The organism is Dehalococcoidales bacterium, from assembly GCA_041652735.1.
Classification (GTDB): domain Bacteria; phylum Chloroflexota; class Dehalococcoidia; order Dehalococcoidales; family RBG-16-60-22; genus RBG-13-51-18.
The window spans coordinates 32,394-54,965 of sequence record JBAZGT010000015.1 but is presented as its reverse complement, the minus strand read 5'-3'; the positions used below and the strand labels follow the sequence as shown (position 1 = coordinate 54,965).

23 protein-coding genes and 1 pseudogene are annotated in these 22,572 nt (G+C 56.7%); 9 read left to right on the top strand and 15 right to left on the bottom strand.

Annotation, left to right across the window (positions count from 1 at the left end):
• Positions 1-145: 145 nt before the first annotated feature.
• The 3 genes from WC370_06830 to WC370_06820 are packed head-to-tail and all read right to left on the bottom strand — an operon-like array spanning position 146 to position 2,071.
• Positions 146-826 carry a CoA-transferase gene (locus tag WC370_06830; GenBank protein ID MFA5309182.1) on the bottom strand — a complete coding sequence of 227 codons (681 nt, stop codon included), beginning with the start codon at positions 824-826 and terminating at the stop codon, positions 146-148.
• 22 nt (positions 827-848) lie between these two features.
• The gene (locus tag WC370_06825; protein MFA5309181.1) at positions 849-1,586 is read right to left on the bottom strand and encodes a CoA transferase subunit A; all 738 of its coding nucleotides are present in this window, start codon (positions 1,584-1,586) and stop codon (positions 849-851) included.
• Complete coding sequence (locus WC370_06820) at positions 1,550-2,071, bottom strand: PAS domain-containing protein (GenBank protein MFA5309180.1); 522 nt, start codon at positions 2,069-2,071, stop codon at positions 1,550-1,552. Before WC370_06820 ends, WC370_06825 begins: the two co-directional genes overlap by 37 nt.
• Positions 2,072-2,271: 200 nt before the next feature.
• Here WC370_06820 and WC370_06815 point away from each other — a divergent pair, with 200 nt between their 5' ends.
• The gene (locus WC370_06815; GenBank protein MFA5309179.1) at positions 2,272-3,090 is read left to right on the top strand and encodes an MBL fold metallo-hydrolase; all 819 of its coding nucleotides are present in this window, start codon (positions 2,272-2,274) and stop codon (positions 3,088-3,090) included.
• Positions 3,071-3,439, top strand: a complete 369-nt coding sequence (locus WC370_06810; protein ID MFA5309178.1) for a metallopeptidase family protein — start codon at positions 3,071-3,073, stop codon at positions 3,437-3,439. The genes WC370_06815 and WC370_06810 overlap by 20 nt, the downstream gene beginning before the upstream one ends.
• Here WC370_06810 and WC370_06805 read toward each other — a convergent pair.
• Complete coding sequence (locus WC370_06805; GenBank protein ID MFA5309177.1) at positions 3,436-4,800, bottom strand: tRNA uridine(34) 5-carboxymethylaminomethyl modification radical SAM/GNAT enzyme Elp3; 1,365 nt, start codon at positions 4,798-4,800, stop codon at positions 3,436-3,438. The genes WC370_06810 and WC370_06805 overlap by 4 nt on opposite strands.
• Positions 4,801-4,999: 199 nt before the next feature.
• On the opposite strand from WC370_06805, the gene WC370_06800 reads away from it, so the two are divergent.
• Complete coding sequence (locus WC370_06800) at positions 5,000-5,644, top strand: class I SAM-dependent methyltransferase (protein ID MFA5309176.1); 645 nt, start codon at positions 5,000-5,002, stop codon at positions 5,642-5,644.
• Between the two features lie 98 nt (positions 5,645-5,742).
• On the opposite strand, the gene WC370_06795 is transcribed toward WC370_06800, so the two are convergent.
• The 6 genes from WC370_06795 to WC370_06770 form a co-directional block, all read right to left on the bottom strand.
• Positions 5,743-8,160, bottom strand: coding sequence for a DNA internalization-related competence protein ComEC/Rec2 (locus tag WC370_06795; protein ID MFA5309175.1), 2,418 nt, complete (start codon positions 8,158-8,160; stop codon positions 5,743-5,745).
• Between the two features lie 24 nt (positions 8,161-8,184).
• Entirely contained in the window at positions 8,185-8,691 is a 507-nt protein-coding gene (locus tag WC370_06790) for a ComEA family DNA-binding protein (protein ID MFA5309174.1), read from the bottom strand.
• Between the two features lie 164 nt (positions 8,692-8,855).
• Positions 8,856-9,518 (bottom strand): TrkA family potassium uptake protein, encoded by a 663-nt coding sequence (locus WC370_06785; GenBank protein ID MFA5309173.1) that lies wholly within the window; start codon positions 9,516-9,518, stop codon positions 8,856-8,858.
• A 4-nt stretch (positions 9,519-9,522) separates the two neighbouring features.
• On the bottom strand, positions 9,523-9,921 hold the full coding sequence (locus WC370_06780; protein ID MFA5309172.1) for a TrkA family potassium uptake protein: 399 nt from the start codon (positions 9,919-9,921) through the stop codon (positions 9,523-9,525).
• A gap of 29 nt (positions 9,922-9,950) precedes the next feature.
• Complete coding sequence (locus tag WC370_06775; GenBank protein MFA5309171.1) at positions 9,951-10,364, bottom strand: universal stress protein; 414 nt, start codon at positions 10,362-10,364, stop codon at positions 9,951-9,953.
• A gap of 72 nt (positions 10,365-10,436) precedes the next feature.
• Complete coding sequence (locus tag WC370_06770; GenBank protein MFA5309170.1) at positions 10,437-11,891, bottom strand: APC family permease; 1,455 nt, start codon at positions 11,889-11,891, stop codon at positions 10,437-10,439.
• Positions 11,892-12,099: 208 nt separating this feature from the next.
• Here WC370_06770 and WC370_06765 point away from each other — a divergent pair, with 208 nt between their 5' ends.
• Entirely contained in the window at positions 12,100-12,360 is a 261-nt protein-coding gene (locus tag WC370_06765; protein ID MFA5309169.1) for a hypothetical protein, read from the top strand.
• Here the strand turns inward: WC370_06765 and def are convergent.
• The 5 genes and pseudogenes from def to mog form a co-directional block, all read right to left on the bottom strand.
• Complete coding sequence (def, locus tag WC370_06760; protein MFA5309168.1) at positions 12,341-12,868, bottom strand: peptide deformylase; 528 nt, start codon at positions 12,866-12,868, stop codon at positions 12,341-12,343. The two genes, WC370_06765 and def, sit on opposite strands and share 20 nt — an antisense overlap.
• Positions 12,869-12,904: 36 nt before the next feature.
• Positions 12,905-15,304: a primosomal protein N' gene (priA, locus tag WC370_06755; GenBank protein MFA5309167.1), complete on the bottom strand. Its 2,400-nt coding sequence runs from the start codon at positions 15,302-15,304 to the stop codon at positions 12,905-12,907.
• A 307-nt stretch (positions 15,305-15,611) separates the two neighbouring features.
• Positions 15,612-15,956 (bottom strand): annotated as a pseudogene (gene rplS, locus WC370_06750) (50S ribosomal protein L19).
• Position 15,957: 1 nt separating this feature from the next.
• Positions 15,958-16,728, bottom strand: coding sequence for a tRNA (guanosine(37)-N1)-methyltransferase TrmD (gene trmD, locus WC370_06745; protein ID MFA5309166.1), 771 nt, complete (start codon positions 16,726-16,728; stop codon positions 15,958-15,960).
• A gap of 4 nt (positions 16,729-16,732) precedes the next feature.
• Entirely contained in the window at positions 16,733-17,239 is a 507-nt protein-coding gene (gene mog, locus WC370_06740) for a molybdopterin adenylyltransferase (protein MFA5309165.1), read from the bottom strand.
• Positions 17,240-17,368: 129 nt separating this feature from the next.
• Here mog and WC370_06735 point away from each other — a divergent pair, with 129 nt between their 5' ends.
• The 5 genes from WC370_06735 (at position 17,369) to ftsZ (ending at position 22,293) form a co-directional block, all read left to right on the top strand.
• Positions 17,369-18,079 carry a DNA alkylation repair protein gene (locus WC370_06735; GenBank protein ID MFA5309164.1) on the top strand — a complete coding sequence of 237 codons (711 nt, stop codon included), beginning with the start codon at positions 17,369-17,371 and terminating at the stop codon, positions 18,077-18,079.
• Between the two features lie 255 nt (positions 18,080-18,334).
• Positions 18,335-18,760: a division/cell wall cluster transcriptional repressor MraZ gene (mraZ, locus tag WC370_06730; GenBank protein ID MFA5309163.1), complete on the top strand. Its 426-nt coding sequence runs from the start codon at positions 18,335-18,337 to the stop codon at positions 18,758-18,760.
• Entirely contained in the window at positions 18,760-19,812 is a 1,053-nt protein-coding gene (rsmH, locus tag WC370_06725) for a 16S rRNA (cytosine(1402)-N(4))-methyltransferase RsmH (GenBank protein MFA5309162.1), read from the top strand. The genes mraZ and rsmH overlap by 1 nt, the downstream gene beginning before the upstream one ends.
• A gap of 82 nt (positions 19,813-19,894) precedes the next feature.
• Entirely contained in the window at positions 19,895-21,109 is a 1,215-nt protein-coding gene (gene ftsA, locus WC370_06720; GenBank protein ID MFA5309161.1) for a cell division protein FtsA, read from the top strand.
• A gap of 44 nt (positions 21,110-21,153) precedes the next feature.
• On the top strand, positions 21,154-22,293 hold the full coding sequence (ftsZ, locus tag WC370_06715; protein ID MFA5309160.1) for a cell division protein FtsZ: 1,140 nt from the start codon (positions 21,154-21,156) through the stop codon (positions 22,291-22,293).
• Positions 22,294-22,572 lie beyond the last annotated feature (279 nt).

Genomic DNA, 22,572 nt, shown 5'->3' with positions numbered 1-22,572 from the left:
GTTTGTTTAAACTTCCCGGTATACGGTTTCCCTTTTGGCATAAAAATACACCCCTAAAGTTATTTCCAGCATATCATACTGTCCAACTTTAGGGGTGCAGTTCATTTCAGGCTTCCCTTAATTTACGACGCTATGTCTCGAAAGTTTAAAGCTCTATTTCCTTGAGGTCCGGGCTGATAATCAGCTCCGGCTCGGTGACCTGCTGAATGTCTTTAGCGGTCAGGCCGGACAGCACCTCTTTCAGCACCATTCCTTTAGGGGTTATCTCGATAACCGCGAGGTCGGTGAAGAGCATGCTTACGCGGCCCATGGCGGTGGCGGGATAGGAAAGCTCTTTAACGATTTTATAATCGCCTTCCCGGGTCACGTGCTCCATGGCGATAAACAGCTTCCTGGCGCCGGCGCAGAGGTCCATCGAGCCGCCGACATTACCGACGAACAGGCCGCGGGACGGGTTGGACCAGCCGGCATAATCGCCGCGGGCGTTGATCTGTAAAGCGCCCATGACGGCGATATCGATGTGGCCGCCGCGTATCATCCCGAACGATTCGGCGATGTCAAAATAGGAAGTACCCGGCAGGGCGGTAACCGCCTGGCAGCTGGCGTTAATGAGGTCCTGGTCTACCTGGTCACCATCCGCCAGCGCACCGGTCTTAAGCATCCCGACCTCAGCCTGGAGATAAACATCTTTACCTTCAATCCAGTTGCTGATGAGGGTGGGAATACCGATGCCCAGGTTAACATACATGCCATCCTGTACCTCACGGCTGACACGCAGGGCAATCATTTCACGGGGAAGACCTTCAAATTTTACTTTTGGAGACATTCTGAATCAAACTCCCTTGTAATTAATCTATAGTAATGGCGAACTTGGGGCGCGGTACTCTGACAATCCGTTTTACATACACACCGGGGGTATGCACATCATCGCCATCTAATTCACCGGGCTCGAGCAGGTTTTCCACTTCCGCGATGGTCACCTTGGCGGCGGTAGCCATGACATGGTTGAAATTGCGGGCAGTCTTGGCATAGCGCAGATTACCTTCGCGGTCGCCGAACTTGGCGTGAATGAACGCGAAATCCGGCTGGAGGGCATATTCCAAAATGTATTTTTTGCCGTTGATAATCTTGGTCTCTTTGGGGACTCTCTTGGCTTCAATCTCATTGACCACGTTTTCCATTACCGAGCCTACGCCGGTGGGGGTATAGAAAGCCGGGATACCGGCGCCAGCGGCACGGTACTTTTCCGCCATCGTGCCCATAGGATAGATTTCCAGCTCAATTTTGCCGGCCCTGACCGCCTGTTCGAACGGGTCCTGCATTCCCTTGCTGGCGGAGCGGAACAGGCCATAAGAATCGATAACTTTTTTCAACTGACCGTTGAGCGTCAGCTCTTTTAATTCCTGGGCGGCGCCGAGCATGGGGCCGCAGCCGCAGGTAAGAGTGAGGTCTTTAACGCCTTTTTTGATAATGGCCTGAAGCAAAGCCCGGGGCACACCGCAGGCGAAAAAGCCCGGGATGGCGATCACGGCGCCATCTTTAATATCAGCTATCGCTTCTTCAAGGCCGGGTAAGACTTTATCCATGAACTGATTGCCTCCTTGCTGATTTTGCCGAAGTTAACCGCCAGATTTTTCCAGTTTTCCAGCCTGGATTCCAGCTGCTCGATGCGGGCTTTCATCTGGTCGTCCGCCGCGCCCGAGGGCTGGTACCTGGCGAAATAGCCTACCCCACCGATGTACTTACCGCCGCTATCATAAAGGTGTGAGGCGGAAACACGCACCGGGATAACCTGGCCGGACTTAGTCTTGGTCCTGGTGGCCATATCATGTATCGTGCCGCCGGCCTGGTAAATTTTGCGGTTGGCCTCGCGCGCCGCCTCGATGTTCTCGTAAACATCCACGATGCTCACGCCGATGAGCTCGTTCAGGGTCAGCCCGGTCAGCTCGCAGGCTTCTTTGTTAGCGAATTGGATAATTCCCTCGGCGTTGGTGGCCAGAATAGCATCCGCGCTGTGACCGAGCAGCACATCCATGTGGCCGACACTGCGGGGCTGCTTTTCTTTTTCCATTTTCGCTTCCTTTAATTATACCAAATTTCCGTCTTTCACACGTGTATCATACGATATAGCAAATATACCGGCCTAAAGGCCTATATCCATACGCTAACCAGTATAAACGTGAGTGAATACCGTTGTCAAAGCACACTCCCCGTTTTGGCACGATTGTAAAAATACACGGTATCTTTTATCATTAAGACGGAAACCCACCCATGATAAAAGAAAACCCCGCCCCGCCCAATACCATTACCTTCCTGGGGACAGCCGGCGCACGCTTCATGGTGAGCAAGCAGCTGGCGGCCTCCGGCGGGCTGTGGCTTAACCTTAACGGCACGGAGGCCATCATCGACCCCGGGCCGGGCAGCATCGTCCAGTGCGCCAAGAGAAAGCTGAACCCGGAAAAGCTGGACGCCGTGATTTTGTCCCACCGCCACCTGGACCACTCGGCGGACACCAACGTGATAATAGAAGCCATGACCAACGGCGGCTTCCGGCGGCGCGGGCGGCTGTTCGCCCCGGCGGACGCTTTAGGCGAGGAGCCGGTCATTTTTTCCTATCTTAAAAAGTTTATCGACGGCATTACCGTCCTGGAAGAGGGCAAGACCTATACCGTGGGCAATTTTTCCTTCACCACGCCGGTGCGGCACATACATTCGGTGGAGACCTACGGCATGGTATTCCGGACGGACGAATGCAATTTCGCCTACATCGCCGATACAGGCTACTTCCAGGGGCTGACAGAACACTATAAAGCAGATCTGCTGATTATCAACATGGTGTTTACCGAGCCGTACCCGCCAATCGCCCACCTGGCTATACCGGAGGTAGCCCGGCTACTAACCGAAATAAAGCCGAAGGCGGCCATATTGAGCCACTACGGGCTGCAAGTCTGGCAGGCCAACCCCCGGAAGATAGCCGCCGACCTCACGGAAAAGACCGGAGTAAAGGTCACAGCCGCGCGGGACGGCATGATATTCGACCTGAAACGACTGGAAGCGGTGAAGAAGGAAAATGGAAGCCGAAAGATTTGAACAACTGGTGGCGGCGGCCATAGAAAAACTGCCCGAAGAGTTCCAGGACAGGCTGGAGAACATCGACATAGTGGTGGCGGACGAGCCGACGCGCACCCAGCTGAGCAAAACGGACAGACGGAGGGGCAACACGCTGCTGGGCCTGTACGAAGGGGTGCCGCTGACCGGCCGGACTTCCGGCTACAGCTTCACCATGCCGGACAAAATCACCATTTTCCAGAAATCCATCGAGGCGATGTGCCGCAATGACGCCCAGATAGTGAAAGAAATAGAACGGGTGGTCCGGCACGAAATCGCGCATCACTTCGGCATAGACGACGAGCGGCTGGAAGAGCTGGGGCGGTATTAAGGGGTCGGGGACAAGTCCTTGACCATATAGTCGCCCCGCGAGCTATAGCCGGACTCCCGGTAGTACTCTTTAGCGCCGGTGCCGCTCAATACCGCGATTTGCCGGGCGGCAAACTCATCAAGAGCGATACGTTCCGCCTCCCGCAAAAGCGCCCTGCCCAACCCTTTGTGCTGCGCCGCGCCGTCGGATTTTTCATTTAAAGGCACCTCCGGCCCGAAGACGTGCAGCTCCCTTATTATGGCCTGATTGCCATGCTGAATTCTCAACCGCAGCAAACCGAAGAGCGTCTCATTATCGTCCTCAAAAGAGAGGGATATCTCTTTACCGCCGGCGGCGTCATAGTCCAGCCGGGCAAGATGCGGCTCCCCTATCGTCCAGCCCGCCTGCGCCCGGTGGCCGTACTCCCGGCAGCGGATACAGCGGCAGGCAATACCGTCATGCTTCATCCGCTCTTTGACGATGTCCCGCAGCGAGTCCTTGAGACCGGCGACGATGAATTTAGACGGGATATCCCGGAGAACGCGGGAAATGCGGACATACGGCGGCACCACTTTCTTTATGTCAATAATCAGGTTGACCATAGTCTCGCCATCATAAGGCGTATAGCGGCCGTCCCGGTACCACTGCTCCAGCTCCGTGCCCTGCACCACCATGGTGGGGTAAAGTTTGAGGCCGTCCGGGCGGAACCCGGCGTCGGCAAAAAGTCGGCGGGACATCTCTAAATCCTTTTCCGGCGAAGCGCCGGGCAAACCGGGCATCCAGTGATAATAGACTTTAAAGCCGCTCTCGCGGAGTCGCTTGGTGGCGTCGATTACCGCGTCTACGCCGTGTCCCCGCCGCACCAGCTTAAAGATAGCGTCGTCCAGGGTCTGCACGCCCAGCTCCACGCGGGTGGCGCCGAACTCCAGCATACGCTTTATCTCAGCATCGCCGCACCAGTCCGGCCGCGTTTCGATGCACAGGCCGGTACAGCGGTGGCGGGCGGTCTCGTTAAGGCGCTTGGCGTCCTCCAGGGAAACGGCCTCCACACCGTTCATGGCGTCATAGCAGTCTTTAACAAAGCGGTACTGGTAGTCCACCGGCTGCGCCAGGAAAGTGCCACCCATGATAATAAGCTCGATTTTGTCCGTGGGATGCCCCATGTCCGCGAACATGTTAAGGCGCACCCTGACCTGCCGCCCGGCATCAAAGTCCGAGGCTTTGGCCCGCAGCACGGCGGGGGAGGCGGGGGTATAGCTCTGGGGGGCGTCCGGATAGGTGGGACAATAAAGGCAGCGGCCGGGACAGCCCGCCGGGGCGGTCATTACCGCCAGGGGGGTGACGCCGGAGATAGTCCTTGTAAATTTCCTCGTTTTAGCCATACTATTATAATACCTCTCTAAGTTTAGCAGATGGGGTGGGGGGCAACAAACACATTGACGTATCAAGAAAGCACAAGGAAAGAGGAATATGGAGCATGTGCTAAATCCTCCTCTGCTCCCCCTTTTAGAAAGGGGGACGATGTATCAGAAGACGAAAGGCTAACACCCCACGCGAGGAAAGGAAAACGGAAGCTAAACAGTGGCCCAAAATGTGTTCGACGAGATAGCGCCGGGGTGGTATAACTTCCGGCACCGCACCATTTTCCCCGCCGAGCTGAAGGAACTGGCGGGGCGGTGGGGGGGCGGCAGACTGCTTAACGTGGGCTGCGCGCACGGGCCGGACTTCCCGCCCTTTGCCGGGAGCTTCGAGCTTTACGGGGTGGATATTGCCGCTAAAATGCTGGAGCTGGCCCGTAAATACGCGGAAAAGTACAAATTCACCGTGAACCTGACGCAGGCGGACGCCCGCAGCCTGCCTTTTAGCGACGGATTCTTCGACTACGCCATCGCGGTAGCGTCCCTGCACCACATAGAAGATAAAACGGGAAGGATGCAGGCCATGCAGGAACTGCGGCGGGTGCTTAAGCCGGGGGGGGAGGCTTTTATCACCGTCTGGAACAAGGGGCAGCCGCGCTTCCGGCTCAAGGGCAAGGACATTACCGTGCCCTGGAAAAGCGGGGATAAAGTGCTTAACCGCTACTATCACCTGTTCACCTATGGCGAGTTGGAGAGGCTGGCGCGGGGGGCGGAGTTTACATTGGTAAAGTCGTTCCCGGAAAGCAGGTACAAATTCCCGGTAAAGTGGTTTTCCCGGAATATTTGCATGGTGGTGAGGAAAGATTAGTCTTTGCTTTTGTGTTAGAGTCCCGAGTTGGATGCGAAACTAAGAATTCCCCCTCACTCCAGCTCTCTCCCACCAGGGGAGAGAGGACTAACCGATTGTCAGTCCCCCACCTCCACCCAAAGCCTCTTCCCGTCCGTGGTGAAAGTAATGGTGCCGTCTTCATCCGTGCGGTAAACGTTATCCGCCCCCACCTTTTCCCCCAACAGAGCGATTACGGAGTCGTCCGGGAGGCCGTAGGTATTGTCCGCCCCGACCGATATTACCGCCGCCCGCGGGTCCACCACCGCCAGGAATTGCGGGGTGGTCGATGAATCTGAGCCGTGGTGGGCCACCTTCAAGACCGTCCCGGAAAGGCCGGCGCGCTCATAGATTAACTCCAACTCGGTGTCACTCAAAATGTCGGCGGTGAACAGGAAAGTAATATCGCCGTCCCGGAGCAGGAGCACTGCCGCGTTGTTATCGACATCGGAGGCGGTGCCGGTGATAAACTCCCCGCCGGGGCTCAGGACTTCAATAACGACGCCATCGCCCAATTCAATTTGCAGTCCGGCGCGGGCGACGGTGCAGGCCACCTCTTTTTCCCCGGCCAGCGCCAGCATGGCGTCAAGCTGGGGGGAGGGGTAATCGAAATCCGGATAGATAAGCTGCCTGACGCCATAGCGCCGCATCACTTCCACCAGCCCGGCGAGGTGGTCCTGGTGGGCATGCGTCAGCACCACCACGTCAATAGTCCTGTCCCAGAAAGGCAGGCAGCGGCTCAGCTCCAAAGTAATAGCCTGCGGGCTGGGGCCGCCATCGATAAGAATCTGGCGGTTGCCCTGCCGGATAAGAATAGCATCCCCCTGGCCCACGTCCAGAAAGCTGACGCGCAGGTCTTTACCGGGCAGGGTGGCGGCCGTGTAAGATACCAGCGCCGCCAGCAACAGCAGCGCAACCATCAGCCACCTGATGCCCCGCGAAAGCCCTGGGGAGAGACCAACGCTCCCTTGCATAAAGCCGGCCGTCCCGGCTACCAGACTGCGGAGTCGTTTTCTTTTAGCGTGCAGCAGGACCGCCGCCGCCAGAGCGAGGTAATAGCCGGTGATAAAAGCAGGATTTATCCAGTCCACCTGAACCGAGGCCAGCGAAGGCGAGCCCAGTCCTCCGGCCACCAGTATCATCAACGAAAGAAACGGCCAGGCCAGCCAGCCGATGATTTGGGCCACCGGCAGCGATACCAGCCCCGACAGCGCCGCCAGTGAACCTATGGCGATAATAACGGTCAGCAGCGGCGTGGCAAGGAAGGTGGCTAAAGGGCCGGTCAGGGAAAACAGCCCGAAGTAATAGGCGATAAGCGGCCAGACGGCGATGATGGCGGCCAGCGCGGCGCTCATGGTATCAACCATCATGTCAGCTAAAGAGACAAAAAAACCATCGTCGCCAAGTCTGGAGGTCACGATACCCCGCCCGAAGTCCCGGAGCACCGGGTAGATAAAAATAAGACCGGCCATGGCCATGAAGCTAAGCTGGAAAGAAGCATCGCCTAATATATAGGGGTTGATACCAACCATCACGGCCGCCGCCAGCGTTAAAGCCGCCGCCGCGCTGCGCTGCCGTCCCAGGGCCTCGGCGATAAGGAACAGACTGGCCATGACGGCGGCGCGCACGACCGGGGGATTAAAGCCGGTGATGACGGTATAAAACCAGACCGCCACCAACGCCAACCAGATATAGAGATAGCGTTTCCGACCGAAGAGCCATAAACCCACCCCCAGCATTATCCCCGCCATGATACTGACGTTGAAACCGGAGATAGCCAGGAGGTGGGACATGCCGCTGCGGACGAAGTCCTGGTTCAAATCAGCGGGAATGTTGCCGCGCAGGCCCAGCAGAATACCCTGCGCCAGTGCCGCCTGAGGCTCCGGCAGCACCTCCGCCAGCGTGTCCGCCAGACGACCGCGCAAAGCATAAATCCAGGCCAGCGGCGTAAACCCCTGGTCCTCCCCCAATACGTCAACATGGGGGTAATACAGGGTGGTGTAAATGCCCTGGTGTGCCAGATAGCCCCGGTAATCAAAGTCGCCGATGGGGGAAGGAGTTTCCAGTTCTCCGGCCAGATGTAAAACGTCACCGTAGGCATATTCCGGGTAGCGCGGGACCACCACCAAAGCTTTGCCATCCACCTCCCGCCAGGCGCCATCGACAAATATTGCGTCGACGGAAAGCGTCAGCCGCGTGCTGCGGTCACGTACATCGGGGTCGGCGGCCACCGTTCCTTTTATTTCCGCCGGGCCGAGGTCATTATAGAAACGGAGCTTGCTTTCATCCACGCTGTAGAGGCTGCCATAGGCATAGACCGCCGCCATGACAAAAAGAAAAATACCCAGGCTGACGAGGATTAGCTGCTTGCGGTATGGCCGGGCCACAAAAAGCCAGGGGAGGGGCAACAGCGCGAGGAGACAGAACCAAGGCGGCAGGTCAATCTTATAGCCGACGAAGATGCCGACTACCCAAACGCAGCTAAGATATATGAGCAACAAAAGCCCCGCCCCCTGAAATATCTAATTCACGGTAATCAGGTCTTTGATGTCGTTAAAAATACCTTCGCCGAAGCCGGGCACCCGTTTCAGCTCGGCGATATCATGGAAAAGTCCGTTTTGCTCGCGGTAGGCAACGATAGCCTGCGCCTTGACCTCGCCCACGCCCGGCAGAGCCTGCAACAGCCAGGCTTCCGCCCGGTTGATATCGATTTTCTGAGGAGTATTTTCTGCCGCCGCGCCGCCCACCGTCAGCTCCACCCGGCTAATGTCCGCCCCTTCTTTAACGCCGCCGGCCGCTTGGATAACGCCGTTAATGCCATCGCCGCTGAACAGAGGATACCAGCCGGGGTTGTTGACCTCACCGCCCACGTAGATATTACCGACCGTTGCCGGCGCCGGAGCCAGCGTGAGGGCAACGCCGCGGCTGTCATGGGTCTGCGACCAGATGACCGCGCCGCCGGCAATTATCACGATAACCAGCAGCAAAGCCGCCACAGCCCAGCCGTTAAAGAGGCCGACCGACTTCACGGGTGTTTTCCCGCTTCTTGACCGATAACCCATAACATAGCTAATCCTTTGCCAATTGGCGAATCAAGCTATACCTTGACTTACAGGACTATTTTTCCGGGAAACGGGTGAAAAGCAGGCCAGGGAGATACCGGGGACGGTATCCCGGGGGAAGAGCGGGAGGATTACTTGCCGCTTAAAGCGGCCTTTAAAGCTTCCTTGGTTTCCGGCGGGGTCACGGCGATAATCTGGTCGCCGGGATGAAGGACGGTATGGGAGGCGGGGACATGGGCGCTGCCTTCGTTGGGGATAATGAGGGCCAGCTTGCTCTCCCGGGGTAATTTCAAGTCTTTGACGGTCTTGCCTACGGTGGAGGACTCCGGGGTGATTTTCACGTCAACGATAACCAGCCCCTTTTCTTCCAGGGTCAAGAGCTGGGTCACGGGGTGCGTCGGCACTTCCCGCTCGATAGCCTCTATAATAAGGTCGGTGGAGCTTACGGTCACGTCCACCCCCAGTTTCTTAAAAAGAATGGCGTTGCGGGGATTGCGGAGGCGGGCGATGGTGCGGGGAACATTGTGCTTATGCTTGGCCACCTGGCAGGCCACCAGGTTATCCTCGTCATCGCCGGTAACGGCGATAAACATATCCGCCCGGCCGGTGCCAACCTCGGCGAGGGTGGCCGCTTCACAGCCATCGCCGCGGAAGCAGACGCTGCCCAACTCATCGGTAATGGTCTTGCAGACGCGGGAATCCTTTTCCAGGACGAGCACCTCATGCCCTTCCTTGAGCAATTCCTTAAGGAGGTAGTACCCCAAACGTCCGCCGCCGATAACGATTATATACATACCCTTAGCCTTCTATCTTCTCTCTCAAGAGCTGGGCGAAAATCTTGGTGGGGCTGATGGTCTCCAGCCCGAGCGCGCTGTACATCTCCTCGCGGAGGGGGTCGTAAATGCGGCAGACCACGCGGGGCACTTTGAAGATGTGCTTGGCAATCTGGCAGGCCATGACATTGCGGTTATCGCCCTGGGTCAAAGCCACGAAAAGGTCCGCATCCTCAATGCCGGCTTTCTTGAGAGCCTCTTCGTCCGTGCCGTTGCCGAAGAGAGCGGTGCCGCTGAAAGAAGGCGGCAGCCGGCGGAAACTGTAGGTATCATTATCCAGGATAGTCACTTTATGGCCGTCCCCGTCCAGCAAAGACGCCAGCCTGGCCCCTACCCGCCCGCAGCCCATAATCAATATATTCATAAAAATCCTGACTTTACTCTGAAGAAACCTTACTGTTGATAGAGTATAACGGGGCAGGGAGAATTTTTCAATATATAGGGGATGACGCTGCCCAGGCTGAACTGCCCGAAGCGCTGTTTGTAAGCGACCCCCATCAGTATCAGGCTGGCGCCCCACTCCACGGCCTCGTCCACGATAGCCGGGCCCACATCCCTGGCCTGGAGGACGTCCGTTTCCGCCTCGTAGTCCTCTTCCCCGGCTATGTTTTCCACGTTATTGAGTATTACCTCGGCTTTTTTTATCTCGGAATCTATTTCCGCGTCCAGGGGCAAAGCGCGCTTTATCGTCACCACCGATACCACCAGAACCTGGCCCTTGTCCTTTTTAGCCAACCGGCAGGCCAGCCTGATGGCTTCCGCGTCCGCGTTACCGCCGTTCACCGGCACCAGTATCTTCTTAAACACAAATACCTGCTAAAATATTAATGATTTAACCGTCGCTATTATAATCCTACTAGGGAAAATCTACAATACCCCTTACTTTTTTTTAGGCTTAACTTCCCATTCATTTTTTTCTTTATGGCGCGCCAGTTTCAGGAACAGGTAGATAATCAGCCCCAATATCATCCAGATACTGCCGACCCAGCGACTGTACTCCTGGGTTATCATCAGAATGACCCAGATAAATGCCGTAGTGAAGAAACCTATCAGGGCAGTGACGGGAATGTCACGGCCTTTTATGTTAATGTTGCCCCTGAGCCTGAAAGGACGCGTTAAGTCCGGCTTCCTGATGCGGAGCCCGACGATGGAGGCGTGGGCGAGCATGAACGCCAGCAGCGAGCCGATGGCATACAGGGAACCCATATTGGCGAATACGTCCGTCCCGAAAAACCCGGGCAGCAAGAGGACGATGGCTATAAGACTGAAAAAGATGATAGAGATGTAGGGAGTCTTAAACCGGTTGTGAATGCGGCTCAGTATGGGGGGGACGAGGCCGTGGGTGCTCTGGGAAAAGGCCAGCCGGGATATGCCGATAAGGCCGGCGTTGGTGGCGATAAACAATATCGTGCCGGCCAGCACCGCAATCAGGGGCTTAAGGATGACCCGGATGATTTCTATGGGGATATAGTAGGCTATGCCGGCTACCGGGTCCCTGGCCCAATCCGTGGCCAGCTCTTCCACCGGCATGGCGGAGAGCGAAATCAAAGAAATACCGGCGAAAATCACCAGCACCGCTACAATCATCATTACCAGCGCCCGGGGGACGCTTTTTTCCGGTTTCTTGGTCTCTTCCGCCATCTGAGACATAGTTTCAATGCCGGTATAGGCTATGGTAGCCAGCGCAATACCCAGCACCAGATTACTGGAAGTAGGCCAGTTATCAATGATACGGTGCCAGATCACGGTGGGATTGAACAGGGTAATAAAACCGATAACCACCAGGGAGAGCTGGGTCAGGATGTCCAGAAAAGTGGCGCCTATATTGATAATGGATGTTTCTTTAATGCCGACCACATTCAGCAGCATGAGGAAAAATACGATGCCCATGGAGGCGAAGGTGCCGACCACCGGGGATGATTTTAAAGGCTCCCAGAAATACCCCAGGTACGGCGGGATAGTGTAAGCGGAGATGGAAATGGTAACGATATAGCTCAGCATCAGCGCCCAGCCGGCGATAAACCCGGCCATATCCCCGAAGGCATGCCGGGCAAAGCTGGCCGAACCGCCGGCTTCCGGAATGGCCGCGGTGCCCTCAGCGTAGGTCAGGGCGGTGAAGATAAAGAGAATACCGGCGATGCCCAGCGCCACGGGAGTGGCGCCCCCGGCCACCAAAGCCACAATACCCAACGCGTAATAGATGGAAGAGCCGACATTACCGTAACCGGCGCTGAATACCGCGGGAATCCCCAGTACTCTTTTCAGATGGAACTTCTTGATGCGCCGGGGGCGGAAGATTTTATCGCCGGGTTTATGGGTCCAATTTTCAGACATATCTTTTGCGCGGGATATAGTATATCACACAAAAAAACGAATAAATACCGATAGGGCTATTCTAGGCGGTTACCACGCATCCTGTCAAATATGCCGAACCTTTCTTTTCCGGCAAACTTGACATTTGTGCATATATTTCTTATAATATCGCCAATTGGCACATATACCGGATTTATCAGCTATGATAATTAAGACAAGAGTCTTTGAATTGGCAACCGGCAAATACCGGAACCTTTCCCACCTGGCCCGGGCGATGGGGCTATCGGTCAGCCAGGTTTACCGTGTCCGCGAGGGCAAACGGGGCATCAATGAAAAATTCATGGTGGGAGCCAAGAGGGCTTTCCCGGAATGCCGGCTCGACGAGCTGTTCTATTTTCACCCGGGACAACCACCGGGAGACCTGATGGAGGCAACAGCCACCAGCCGCTACAACCACATCGTCCGGAACATCACAGTGCCGCAGTCTTAGAGTCCTCCCCCGCTTCCGGCTCACTCCCCGGCTCTTCCGGCTCCACCTTCTGGATAGCCCCCGGGTCTTCCATGCGGTCGATATATAGCACGCCGTCGAGATGGTCTATTTCATGCTCCAGTGCCTGGGCTAAAAGCCCTTCCCCCTTGATGCGGATTTCCTTGCCCCTGAGGTCAAGCCCCTTGGCGGTCACGGACTCCGCCCGGTACACCTGTCCCATGTAGCCCGGGATACTCAAGCACCCCTCGTATATCAGCCGCCTTCCCTTGCGCCGCACGATATCCCCGTTGATGAGGATGATGTCTTCTTCTTCCGGCAGACCGATGACCGTTATCCGCAGGGAAACGCCCACCTGCGGCGCCGCCAGCCCGGCCCGCCCGGCATCCGCGTGCAGCGTCTCCTGCATATCTTCGATCAGCTTTTTGATGGACTTATCTATGGTAGTGACCCTCTTAGTCTTTCGCCTTAAAATGGGGTCGGGCACCGTCCTGATAGGTAAAACCGCCATGGCATCTCCTCAATAACCGGGTACGCTTCTATAAGTTTACTGAATCAGGCCCACCGGGTCAATATCCACCGTCCAGCCGCGGGGCAAATCCAGGGGCGAGAGGAAAGCGGAAAGGTCCCGGCCGCGCAAAATCAGCTGCCAGCGGAACCGGCCGCGCAGGCGGTGAATGAAAGCCGGCGCCGGCCCGATAATGCCGATGCCCCCTATCCCCCTGGCCCGCCCCTCCTCAATAAGCGTTTGCTGCATTTTTTCCGCCTCGCGGCGGCAGACGGCATCGTTGGTATGGGTAAAGACCAGCCGGGACAGCTGAGTGAACGGGGGATTGTTAAGCTGCCGCCGGTAGGCAATCTCTTTACCGTAAAAAGCGGGGTAATCATGGGCAGAGGCGGCCTGCACGGCGTAGTTTTCCGGGGAAAAGGTCTGGATAATGACCCGACCGGCGGTAAGGCCCCGCCCGGCCCGGCCCGCCACCTGGCTTAAAAGCTGGAAAGTCCTTTCACCGGCGCGGAAGTCCGGCAGGTTGAGGCTGGTATCCGCGCTGATCACGCCCACCAAAGTCACGGACGGTATGTCCAGACCCTTGGCCACCATCTGCGTGCCGATAAGGATATCCACCTCTTTGCCGCGGAACTTCTTTAAAATATCTTCATTGGCGGTGCGGCCGGCGGCGGTATCGCTATCCCAGCGCAGGTGCCGGGCGCGCGGAAAGGTGTATTTGACTTCCTGCTCCAGTTTCTGCGTACCGGCGCCTAAAAACTTGAGCTGTTTATTGCCGCATTCAGGGCAGACCGACGGCACGGGCATACGGTAGTTGCACTGGTGGCAGGTAAGAATATCTTCCTTGATGTGGTGAGAAAGGGGGATATCACAGCGGCGGCAGTGCAGCACGTAGCCGCAGCGCCGGCACTGGATATAGTATTCCCCGCCGCGCCGGTTGAGAAACAGTATGACCTGCTCCCGGGCATTGACCGCCAGGTTGATAGACCGCGCCAGCGCCCGGCTGAACAGGCTGCGATTGCCCGCTTTAAGCTCCTCCCGCATGTCCACCACCTCTACCTGCGGCATGGCCGCCACCGGTACCACGCGCTCTTTAAGCTCCAGCAGGTGATATTGTCCCGTCTGCGCCTTGTAATACGTCTCCACGTCCGGCGTGGCGCTGCCCAGGACCACCACCGCCCCGGTCAGCTCCGCCAGCTTTACCGCCGCGTCCCGGGCGTGGTAATGGGGCGAGGCGTCCTGTTTGTAAGTCCATTCGTGTTCTTCATCGATGACAATGAGACCGAGGTCCGACTGCGGGGCGAAGATGGCGCTGCGCGACCCGATAACGACATCGTACTCGCCGTTTTTAATGCGGCGCCATTCATCATACTGCTCCCCCAGCGTAAGGCGGCTGTGCAGCACCCCCACCCGACCCGGAAAACGCGAGGCAAAGCGCTCGATGGTCTGCGGGGTGAGGGCAATCTCCGGCACCAGCACGATGCCCCTTTTCCCCTGCCCTATGGCTTCCGCCAACAGGCGCAGATAGATTTCCGTCTTGCCGCTGGCGGTCACACCGCGCAACAGAAAGACTTTAGGGGAAGAGGTCTCTTTGCCCAACTCCTGTTTTACCGCGTCAAAGGCCGCTTGCTGGTCCGGGGTAAGGGTGAGGGGGTAGGAAAGATTGATACCATCGTAAGAAATAGGCTCCCGCCGCACTTCCACCGTCTCCAAGGCAACCAGCCCGCGTTTGGCCAGCGCGTCAGCGACAGCTTTATTTACACCGGTCTTTTGCCGGGCTTCTGCCCAGGACACCGGGCGCGATTGTTCTTTTAAATAGGCCAAAAGCACGGATTGTCGGGGGGTTAGCTTGAGTCCTGTAATATCCTGTTGGAGCAGCTTTATGTAAGGTTCGCTTTTAGGTCTGACCCTTACCGGCGCCAGCTCATAGCTCCGCGTTAAAAGTCCCTGCCGGACCAAACGGGTAACGGCCGCCCCGGCTTTTTTCTTGCCCAGGGACTGCTCGATTTTTTTTAAGGCCACCCTGCCCTGCACCGGAACGAGAGCGAAAAGCTTTTTCTGCTCTTCCTCAAGAGTATCGATATCAATATCAGATAGTGCGCGGCTGAGAAAAGCGACGGCGTTACGCTCGAAGCCGGGCGGCAGCATCAGCGCGACGGCATCGAATAGAGGTGAGAGATAATATTCGCTTATCCAGCGGGCCAGGGAAATACGGGCGGGGGATAAAACGGGGGAAGGGTCGATGACACCAAGGATTTCCCGGGTGTCCTCCACCGCCGGCACGGGGGTGATTTCCAGGACGATGCCCTGGAGCACCTTTTCCCCGAAAGGCACCAGCACTGCCTGTCCGGCGCGCACCTCCAGCGCCCCGGGGATAGCGTAGCTGAAAGTCCGGCGCCGGGCCACCGGCGAGTTGACACTAACTTCAGCATATTTCATCCCGGACTCCAGAGGAGGTTCGGTCTACACCCAGCGGTCAGTCTATATAAGATTAAGCCTGATTTCAGGCGTTTTCCTGCGGTTTTTCCTCAGCGGGGGCCGCCGGCGCCGCCTCTTCCGCTTTCTCCGCTACCGGCTGTTCAACCGGGGCTGCCGCCTTTACTTCCACTACCGCTTCCGGGGCTTTGGCTACCGCCTGATCCGCTTCCTTGGCGGCCGCCGCGGCAACCGCGGCCTCATCCATGATAGGCTCGATTTCTTCCTCCGGCGGCTGCTGGAGAAGCTCCTCGCCCACCTGTTTGGCTTTCCGCTCCACCCGTTTAATCTTGCGGCGGGCTTCCTTGCCGCTAAGGCCACGCAGGTAATAAAGACGGGCGCGGCGCACTTTGCCTTCACGGACGATTTCCACTTTTTCCACCATCGGAGAACTCATGGGGAAGGTCCGTTCCACGCCGATGCCGAAGGCGACATGCCTGACCGTATAGCTGGCGCCGTGACCGCCGCGGCATATTTTGATAACGACACCCTGGAAAACCTGGATGCGTTCCTTGTCACCTTCCACGATTTTAGTGCTGACCCGCACCGTATCACCTGGGGTGATGTCCGGTATATTAGCATTCTTCTTGATGTCCACCAATGATGAAACGTCCATGTTAAGACTCCCTACCTTTATTTATCTTGAATCCGGTATGCGTCATACGCTCTACCAATCGTTTATCTTCCTGGCCGAGGTCGGCTTTATCCAGTAATTCCGGGCGGTGTTCCAGCGTCCGCTTGATGATTTGCTCGCGACGCCATTTGGCAATCCGGGCATGGTTGCCGGAAAGCAGCACCTCCGGCACTTCCCAACCCCGGAAATCCGGGGGGCGGGTGTATTGGGGGTATTCCAGCAGGCCGCCGGCATGAGAATCATCCAGGGGCGATTCCTCCGAGCCGAGTACGCCCGGCACCAGCCGCAGCACGGCGTCCGCAATAACCAGAGCGGGTATTTCCCCACCGGTTAAAACATAGTCGCCGATGGAGATGACGTCGGTGGACAGGTGCTCCGCCACGCGCTCGTCCACGCCTTCATAATGGCCGCAGATTAATATCATGTGTGAATGCTGAGACAACTCCTGCGCTATTTTATGGGAAAAAAGCCGTCCCTGCGGCGAAAGCAATATAACCGGCGGACTATTCGATTCATGATCCAGTCCGTTTTTGACGGACGCCACGGCTTCAAAGATGGGCTCCGGCTTCATGACCATGCCGGCTCCCCCGCCGTAAGGGTAATCGTCCGCGGTATGGTGCTTGTCATGGGTAAAGTCACGCACGTTGACCAGGTTGATGTTCACCAGCCCGTTATCAATAGCCCGCTTGAAAATGCCGAAGCCGAAAGGCGCCTCGAACAGCGGGGGGAATAACGTGAGAATATCGATACGCATCCTGCTACTTCAACGCGGCATCCAGTGTGGAATGCTCCGTTACCTCTCCCTTAATGATTTCCACCGCGTGCGGCAGGGCCGGCATGATGGCCTCCAGGCACTCCCGCACCGCATTAACGCTGCCCGGCAGGTTTATGATAAGGCATTGTCCCCGCTGCCCGGCTACCGCCCTGCTCAACATGGCGGTGGGCGTTTTTTCCAGCGACTTAAGCCGCATGGCCTCCGCGATACCGGGCACACTACGGTCGATTATAGAGAGCGTCGCCTCCGGCGTAACGTCCCTTTTACTCAAGCCCGTGCCCCCGGTAGTTAAAATCAGGTCCATCTTCCCGCTGTCCGCCCAGGCCGACAGCCTGGCGGCGATAATGTCCTTTTCATCCGGCACTATCTCATAGCGTACTACCGCGCCATGCATGCGGGACACGGCGTCCCGTATGGTCTCGCCGCTTTTGTCCTCCCGCTGACCCTGCGAGCCTTTATCGCTGATGGTGAGAATACCAGTGCTAATCATATCTTTTTCACAAAACAGACTATATTCTACCATATACCGGGTAAACGGTGAAAGGGGGAGAGCTTTTAACGCTAAATCCTGTACGACGGGATAAGATACCGGCAGGTCGTTATGCTATAATGGAGCAACATGCCCGCAGATATCATCACCGCCATCCGCCGGGAACTTACCCTCCAGGCGGATGAAAAAACCAAAGCCAGCTATCACCATTACTTCAAGGAAGATGTCACTTTCTACGGCGCAGGCAACACGGCGGTGGGCCGTATAGCCGCCCGGTATTTCCAGGATGCCAAGCTGCTGGGGAAAAAAGAGGTCTTCCGGCTGTGCGAAGAGATGCTGAAAGCGGACTTCTGCGAGGAGGCATTTATCGCGTGCGAGTGGGCCTACCGCTTCCGCCAGCAGTACGAGCCGGATGACTTTTACACCTTCGAGAGCTGGGTGAGAAACCACATCAACAACTGGGCCAAGTGCGATACGCTCTGTAACCATACCATCGGCGCAATAGTGGAGCTGTACCCGCAGTACATTAACGACCTCAAACAGTGGGCGAAGTCACCCAACCGCTGGTTCAGAAGGGCCGCCGCCGTGACGCTGATTATCCCGGCCAAGCGCGGAATGTTCCTGAACGATATCCTGGAGATAGCCGACATATTACTGACGGACACCGACGACCTGGTGCAAAAAGGCTACGGCTGGCTGCTCAAGGATGCCTCCATCCAGCACCGCGACGCTATCTTCGACTACGTGATGGAGCACAAAAAAGTCATGCCCCGCACCGCCCTGCGCTACGCCATCGAAAGGATGCCCGCCGACCTCAAGAAGCAGGCGATGGCAAAATAGCGCCGGTTATTCACTTTTACAGCGTCTCCCCTTTTTTACCACCCCCGTCTTGTTGCCCCGTTTTCACCCCCTGATTTCCTAATTAATATATACAGCCGGTTTACACCCGCCGCCGCATCAAGCGCTCTCAGGCGTCACAATCCCGTCACAATATCTAAAAAATTCTTCAAAATAACTTGACAAAGGCATATTGTTGTGTTATAAAATGGGGAATCGTGGTGGAATGTGGTGTAAAAGGGAGCGAAGTAGGGACACGTGTTTTACGGCGAATTCGACTATAAGCTGGACGACAAAGGCAGGGTCCCCATCCCGCCCAAATTCCGCGGCGCCCTGAAAGACAACATCGTCCTTACTCCCGGCATCGAGAAGTGCATCACCGTTTACACCGAGAGCGAATGGAAAAAGCTTTCCGCTTCCCTTACCAGCAATCCCCTGGTGCGCAGCAAGATGAGAAAGCTCAGCCGCGCCCTCTTCGCCACCGCTTTCAGCACCAGGGTTGACGCCCAGGGCCGCATAGCCATACCCGCGCCGCTGCGCGAACACGCGCAGATTACCGATGATGTCATCGTGGCGGGCGCCAATACATATTTTGAAATCTGGGACAAGGCACTCTGGGAGGAAGAAAAAGCATCGAGCCAGGAGCAGGCCTGGCAGATAATAGAAAGCCTAGAGAACAGCTAATGATTAAAAACAGGTCGGCTTCCAGCCATACCCCTGTCCTACTTGAAGAAGTGCTCAGGGGTCTAGCCGTTCAGCCGGGCGGTCGGTATATCGATTGCACCCTCGGCGGGGGCAGTCATGCCGCGGCGATACTGGACCATAGCTCGCCGGGCGGCCAGCTGCTGGGCATAGACGCCGACCCTTTTGCGCTGGAAACGGCTAGAGAGAGGCTTCAGCCGTTCAAAGAGTCCACCCTGCTGGTTAATGACAACTTCGCGAATTTGCAGTCCATCTGCATCAAATATGACTTTTTCCCGGTACACGGCATATTGCTGGACCTGGGGCTTTCCTCAATGCAGTTGAACGGCGGCGACCGCGGTTTCAGTTTTCAGAACGATGCCCCGCTGGACATGCGGTTCAACCCCAACCAGAAGGTCAGCGCCGCGGATATAGTCAACTCCACGCCGGAGACCCGGCTGGCCCAGATTATCCGCACCTACGGGGAGGAAGGGCACAGCAGCCGCATAGCCAGGGAGATTATTAAAGAGCGGCCCATCCGCACCACGCGCCAGCTGGCGGAGCTGATAGAGAAGTCCGTGGGACGCCACGGTCGGATTCACCCGGCCACCAAGACTTTCCAGGCGCTACGCATCGCGGTTAACCACGAACTGGAGAATCTGGAGTCGGTGCTTAGGCAAGCCGTGGACCTGCTCGGCTTCGAGGGCAGGCTGGTGGTAATCAGTTATCACTCGCTGGAGGACAGGATTGTGAAGCAGTTCATGCAGAGGGAAGCCGCGGGCTGTATCTGCCCGCCCGGCACGCCCACCTGCATTTGCGGCCATACCCCGCGCATAAAGCTAATCAACAAGAAGGTAATAATTCCGACGGATACAGAAGTACGCGCCAATCCGCGCAGCCGCAGCGCCAAATTGAGGGCGGCCGAACGGCTGAGCACCAAGGACGACTGCTTTGTAGCCGATGATGAACAGGTCTTATTAGCCGTGGCTAAATCCAGGGGCTGGCGCCGGCCCGCCCTTTTAGAAAAAATCCGGACAGTATTTCTGGCGGCATAATAAACGATTACTAAAGGAGGAATGAGTATGTAATGACCGGTAACACAAGGCCGATTCATAATCCAGTTTCTAAGGAGGGCAGATGAAAAAACGGAATGTTATAGCTTCTATAGATGTTGGGACTACCAAAATATGCACCATCCTGGCGGATGTCACGGATAACTCGCCGCGTGTAGTCGGCGTGGGTATCGCGCCGTCCAAGGGTCTGCATAAAGGACTGGTAGTAAACATTAATGAAGCCAGGGAGTCCATTCGTGACTCGGTGAGAAAAGCAGAACAGACCAGCAACTACAAAGTGGAATCAGCCTATATCGGCGTTACCGGTCGGCATGTCACCTCAAATAATAACCACGGTGTAGTAGCAATCACCCGCAATGACCGCGTGGTGCGCCCGGACGATCTTAAGCGCGTGCTCACGTCAGCCCAGAGCGTTAAGACCGCCGCGGACAGGAAGCTGCTTCACGTTATCCCCCGCAGTTATGCGGTGGACGGACAGGCAGGCGTCATGAATCCCGTGGGGATGCATGGCTTCCGTCTCGATGTCGAAACACACGTTATTACCGCCGCCGTGACTTCAATCCAGAACCTGGTGAAAACCATCCGCAGTCTCGGGATTGATATCGAGGACCTCGTCCTGGAGCCGCTGGCCAGCAGTGAAGCGGTACTATCCGAGGATGAGAGGCAGGTAGGCGTGGTTATGGCCGACATCGGCGGAGGGACCACGGATATTGCCATCTTCAAGGAGGGCAGCATTTATCACACCTCCATCCTGCCGGTAGCCGGTTACCAGCTTACCCGGGATGTAGCCATCGGTCTGGGATTGCCTTTTGAAATCGCCGAGGAAATGAAGAAAAAGTACGGCAGCGTTCTGCCCGTCTATGAGGGTCAGGAGGATACCGCCCCGGCCATCTCCAAAGACGGACACGGCGTCTCTTACCAGGATTTGTGCGATATTATCCGGGCCAGGATTGAAGAAATCCTGAAGCTAATCGTGCTGGAAATGCCCAGCGCCAACTATGAAGAACTGGTGCCGTCCGGACTGGTACTTACCGGCGGCAGCTCCAACCTGGCCGGACTGGCTACGCTGGGTCATGAAACCCTGAATATGCCGGTAAGGATAGGTGTTCCCGGCAACATGTACGGCATCGGGGATATGCTGCAAGACCCGGCTTACGCCACGAGCGTCGGCCTGCTGCTGTGGGGCAATAAATACCAGGGCAAGAAGCAATGGAAATCCGGCGGCTTCGGAAACGCATTGCGCAGTCTCGCGGGTCAGCTGAAAAAGCTATTCGGGTAAAAATAATAAAGAAGATAAATCTCTACCTATAAAAGGAGGAGGAGATGGCAAGAACAAGTTTTGTTGCCAATCCGGCAAGAATAAAGGTTATCGGTCTGGGGGGCGGGGGCAGCAATGCCGTTACCCGCATGGTAAGGGAAAACATCCAGGGCGTTGAATTCATCGCCATGAACACGGATGCTCAGGCGCTGGCCGTCTGCGAAGCACCGGTCTGCGTACAGCTCGGCCCGAAGCTGACCAGGGGTCTGGGCGCGGGCGGCGACCATCATGTGGGCGCCAAAGCCGCCGAGGAAAACCGCGACGAGCTCCGGGAGATAGTGGGCGGGTCGGATATGGTGTTCCTGACCGCCGGTATGGGCGGCGGCACCGGCACCGGCTCCATCCCCGTGATTGCGGAAGTGTCCAAAGCCAGCGGCGCGCTGACCATCGCGGTGGTCACCAAGCCCTTCGCTTTTGAGGGCGCGCACCGGCAGCAGACGGCGGAGGAAGGCATCCAGAACCTTATCGATAAAGTGGATACCCTCATCATCATCCCGAACGACCGGCTACTCACTCTTTGCGACCACAAGACGGGCGTGGACAGCGCCTTTAAACTGGCGGATGATGTTTTGAGACACGGCGTGCAGGCAATCGCCGAGGTGATTACGACCCCCGGCATGATTAACCTGGACTTCGCCGATGTGAAAGCGATAATGAAGGATGCCGGGCCGGCCTGGATGTCCATAGGCAAGGGCACCGGCCAGAACCGCGCCATCGATGCCGCTAAAGAAGCCCTGGCCAGCCCGCTGCTCGAGGTTTCCATCCAGGGCTCCAAGGGCGTGCTTTTCAACGTGGTGGGCGGCAGCACGCTGACCCTGTTCGAGGTCAACCAGGCCGCGGACGTCATCAAGGGCGCCGTCGACCCGGATGCGAACATCATCTTCGGCGTGGCGAACGACCCGTCCATGGAACAGGAAGTACGGATTACGCTTATCGCGACCGGGTTCCAGTCCAAGATGGGGATGGGCAAGTCCAACGCCGAGGACGAAGAACTGACCAAGATTCTCAAGAACATGAAGACGGAAGAAGAGCTGGATATGCCTTCCTTCCTGCGCCGGCCGCTTTTCAGCCACCGGAAACCGCAGGAATCCCCTACCAACCAGTATAACGAGCCGGCAAGGCAACAACAGCGCCACTTCATGTAATCATCCGGATGATTTAGGAGAAAAGGTAACGTAAAATAGTTGCCGGGCGGACTTACGCCCCTAAACATAAAGGCTAAGGGGAGCGATCCTCTTTCCTGAAAGGCTGCGGCTGTTTCTCACCCGCAGCCTTCCTTTTTGTCCGCTAATGGGGGGAGGGGTAATAAAGACCCCCTGTGTCCCCTTCCGATTTCATCGGAATCTTCGACTTTACCAAAGGGGGAGGGACGTTATTTGTTTTTTTAATTTTTTTGTTAAGGTACACGTACGATTTGTAGCTAA

Bases quoted from the DNA above. Each gene is read 5' to 3' on its own strand.
- WC370_06830 (MFA5309182.1), bottom strand. From the start codon at position 826: ATGTCTCCAAAAGTAAAATTTGAAGGTCTTCCCCGTGAAATGATTGCC.
- WC370_06825 (MFA5309181.1), bottom strand. From the start codon at position 1,586: ATGGATAAAGTCTTACCCGGCCTTGAAGAAGCGATAGCTGATATTAAA.
- WC370_06820 (MFA5309180.1), bottom strand. From the start codon at position 2,071: ATGGAAAAAGAAAAGCAGCCCCGCAGTGTCGGCCACATGGATGTGCTG.
- WC370_06815 (MFA5309179.1), top strand. From the start codon at position 2,272: ATGATAAAAGAAAACCCCGCCCCGCCCAATACCATTACCTTCCTGGGG.
- WC370_06810 (MFA5309178.1), top strand. From the start codon at position 3,071: ATGGAAGCCGAAAGATTTGAACAACTGGTGGCGGCGGCCATAGAAAAA.
- WC370_06805 (MFA5309177.1), bottom strand. From the start codon at position 4,800: ATGGCTAAAACGAGGAAATTTACAAGGACTATCTCCGGCGTCACCCCC.
- WC370_06785 (MFA5309173.1), bottom strand. From the start codon at position 9,518: ATGTATATAATCGTTATCGGCGGCGGACGTTTGGGGTACTACCTCCTT.
- WC370_06780 (MFA5309172.1), bottom strand. From the start codon at position 9,921: ATGAATATATTGATTATGGGCTGCGGGCGGGTAGGGGCCAGGCTGGCG.
- WC370_06770 (MFA5309170.1), bottom strand. From the start codon at position 11,891: ATGTCTGAAAATTGGACCCATAAACCCGGCGATAAAATCTTCCGCCCC.
- def (MFA5309168.1), bottom strand. From the start codon at position 12,868: ATGGCGGTTTTACCTATCAGGACGGTGCCCGACCCCATTTTAAGGCGA.
- priA (MFA5309167.1), bottom strand. From the start codon at position 15,304: ATGAAATATGCTGAAGTTAGTGTCAACTCGCCGGTGGCCCGGCGCCGG.
- trmD (MFA5309166.1), bottom strand. From the start codon at position 16,728: ATGCGTATCGATATTCTCACGTTATTCCCCCCGCTGTTCGAGGCGCCT.
- mog (MFA5309165.1), bottom strand. From the start codon at position 17,239: ATGATTAGCACTGGTATTCTCACCATCAGCGATAAAGGCTCGCAGGGT.
- WC370_06735 (MFA5309164.1), top strand. From the start codon at position 17,369: ATGCCCGCAGATATCATCACCGCCATCCGCCGGGAACTTACCCTCCAG.
- rsmH (MFA5309162.1), top strand. From the start codon at position 18,760: ATGATTAAAAACAGGTCGGCTTCCAGCCATACCCCTGTCCTACTTGAA.
- ftsA (MFA5309161.1), top strand. From the start codon at position 19,895: ATGAAAAAACGGAATGTTATAGCTTCTATAGATGTTGGGACTACCAAA.
- ftsZ (MFA5309160.1), top strand. From the start codon at position 21,154: ATGGCAAGAACAAGTTTTGTTGCCAATCCGGCAAGAATAAAGGTTATC.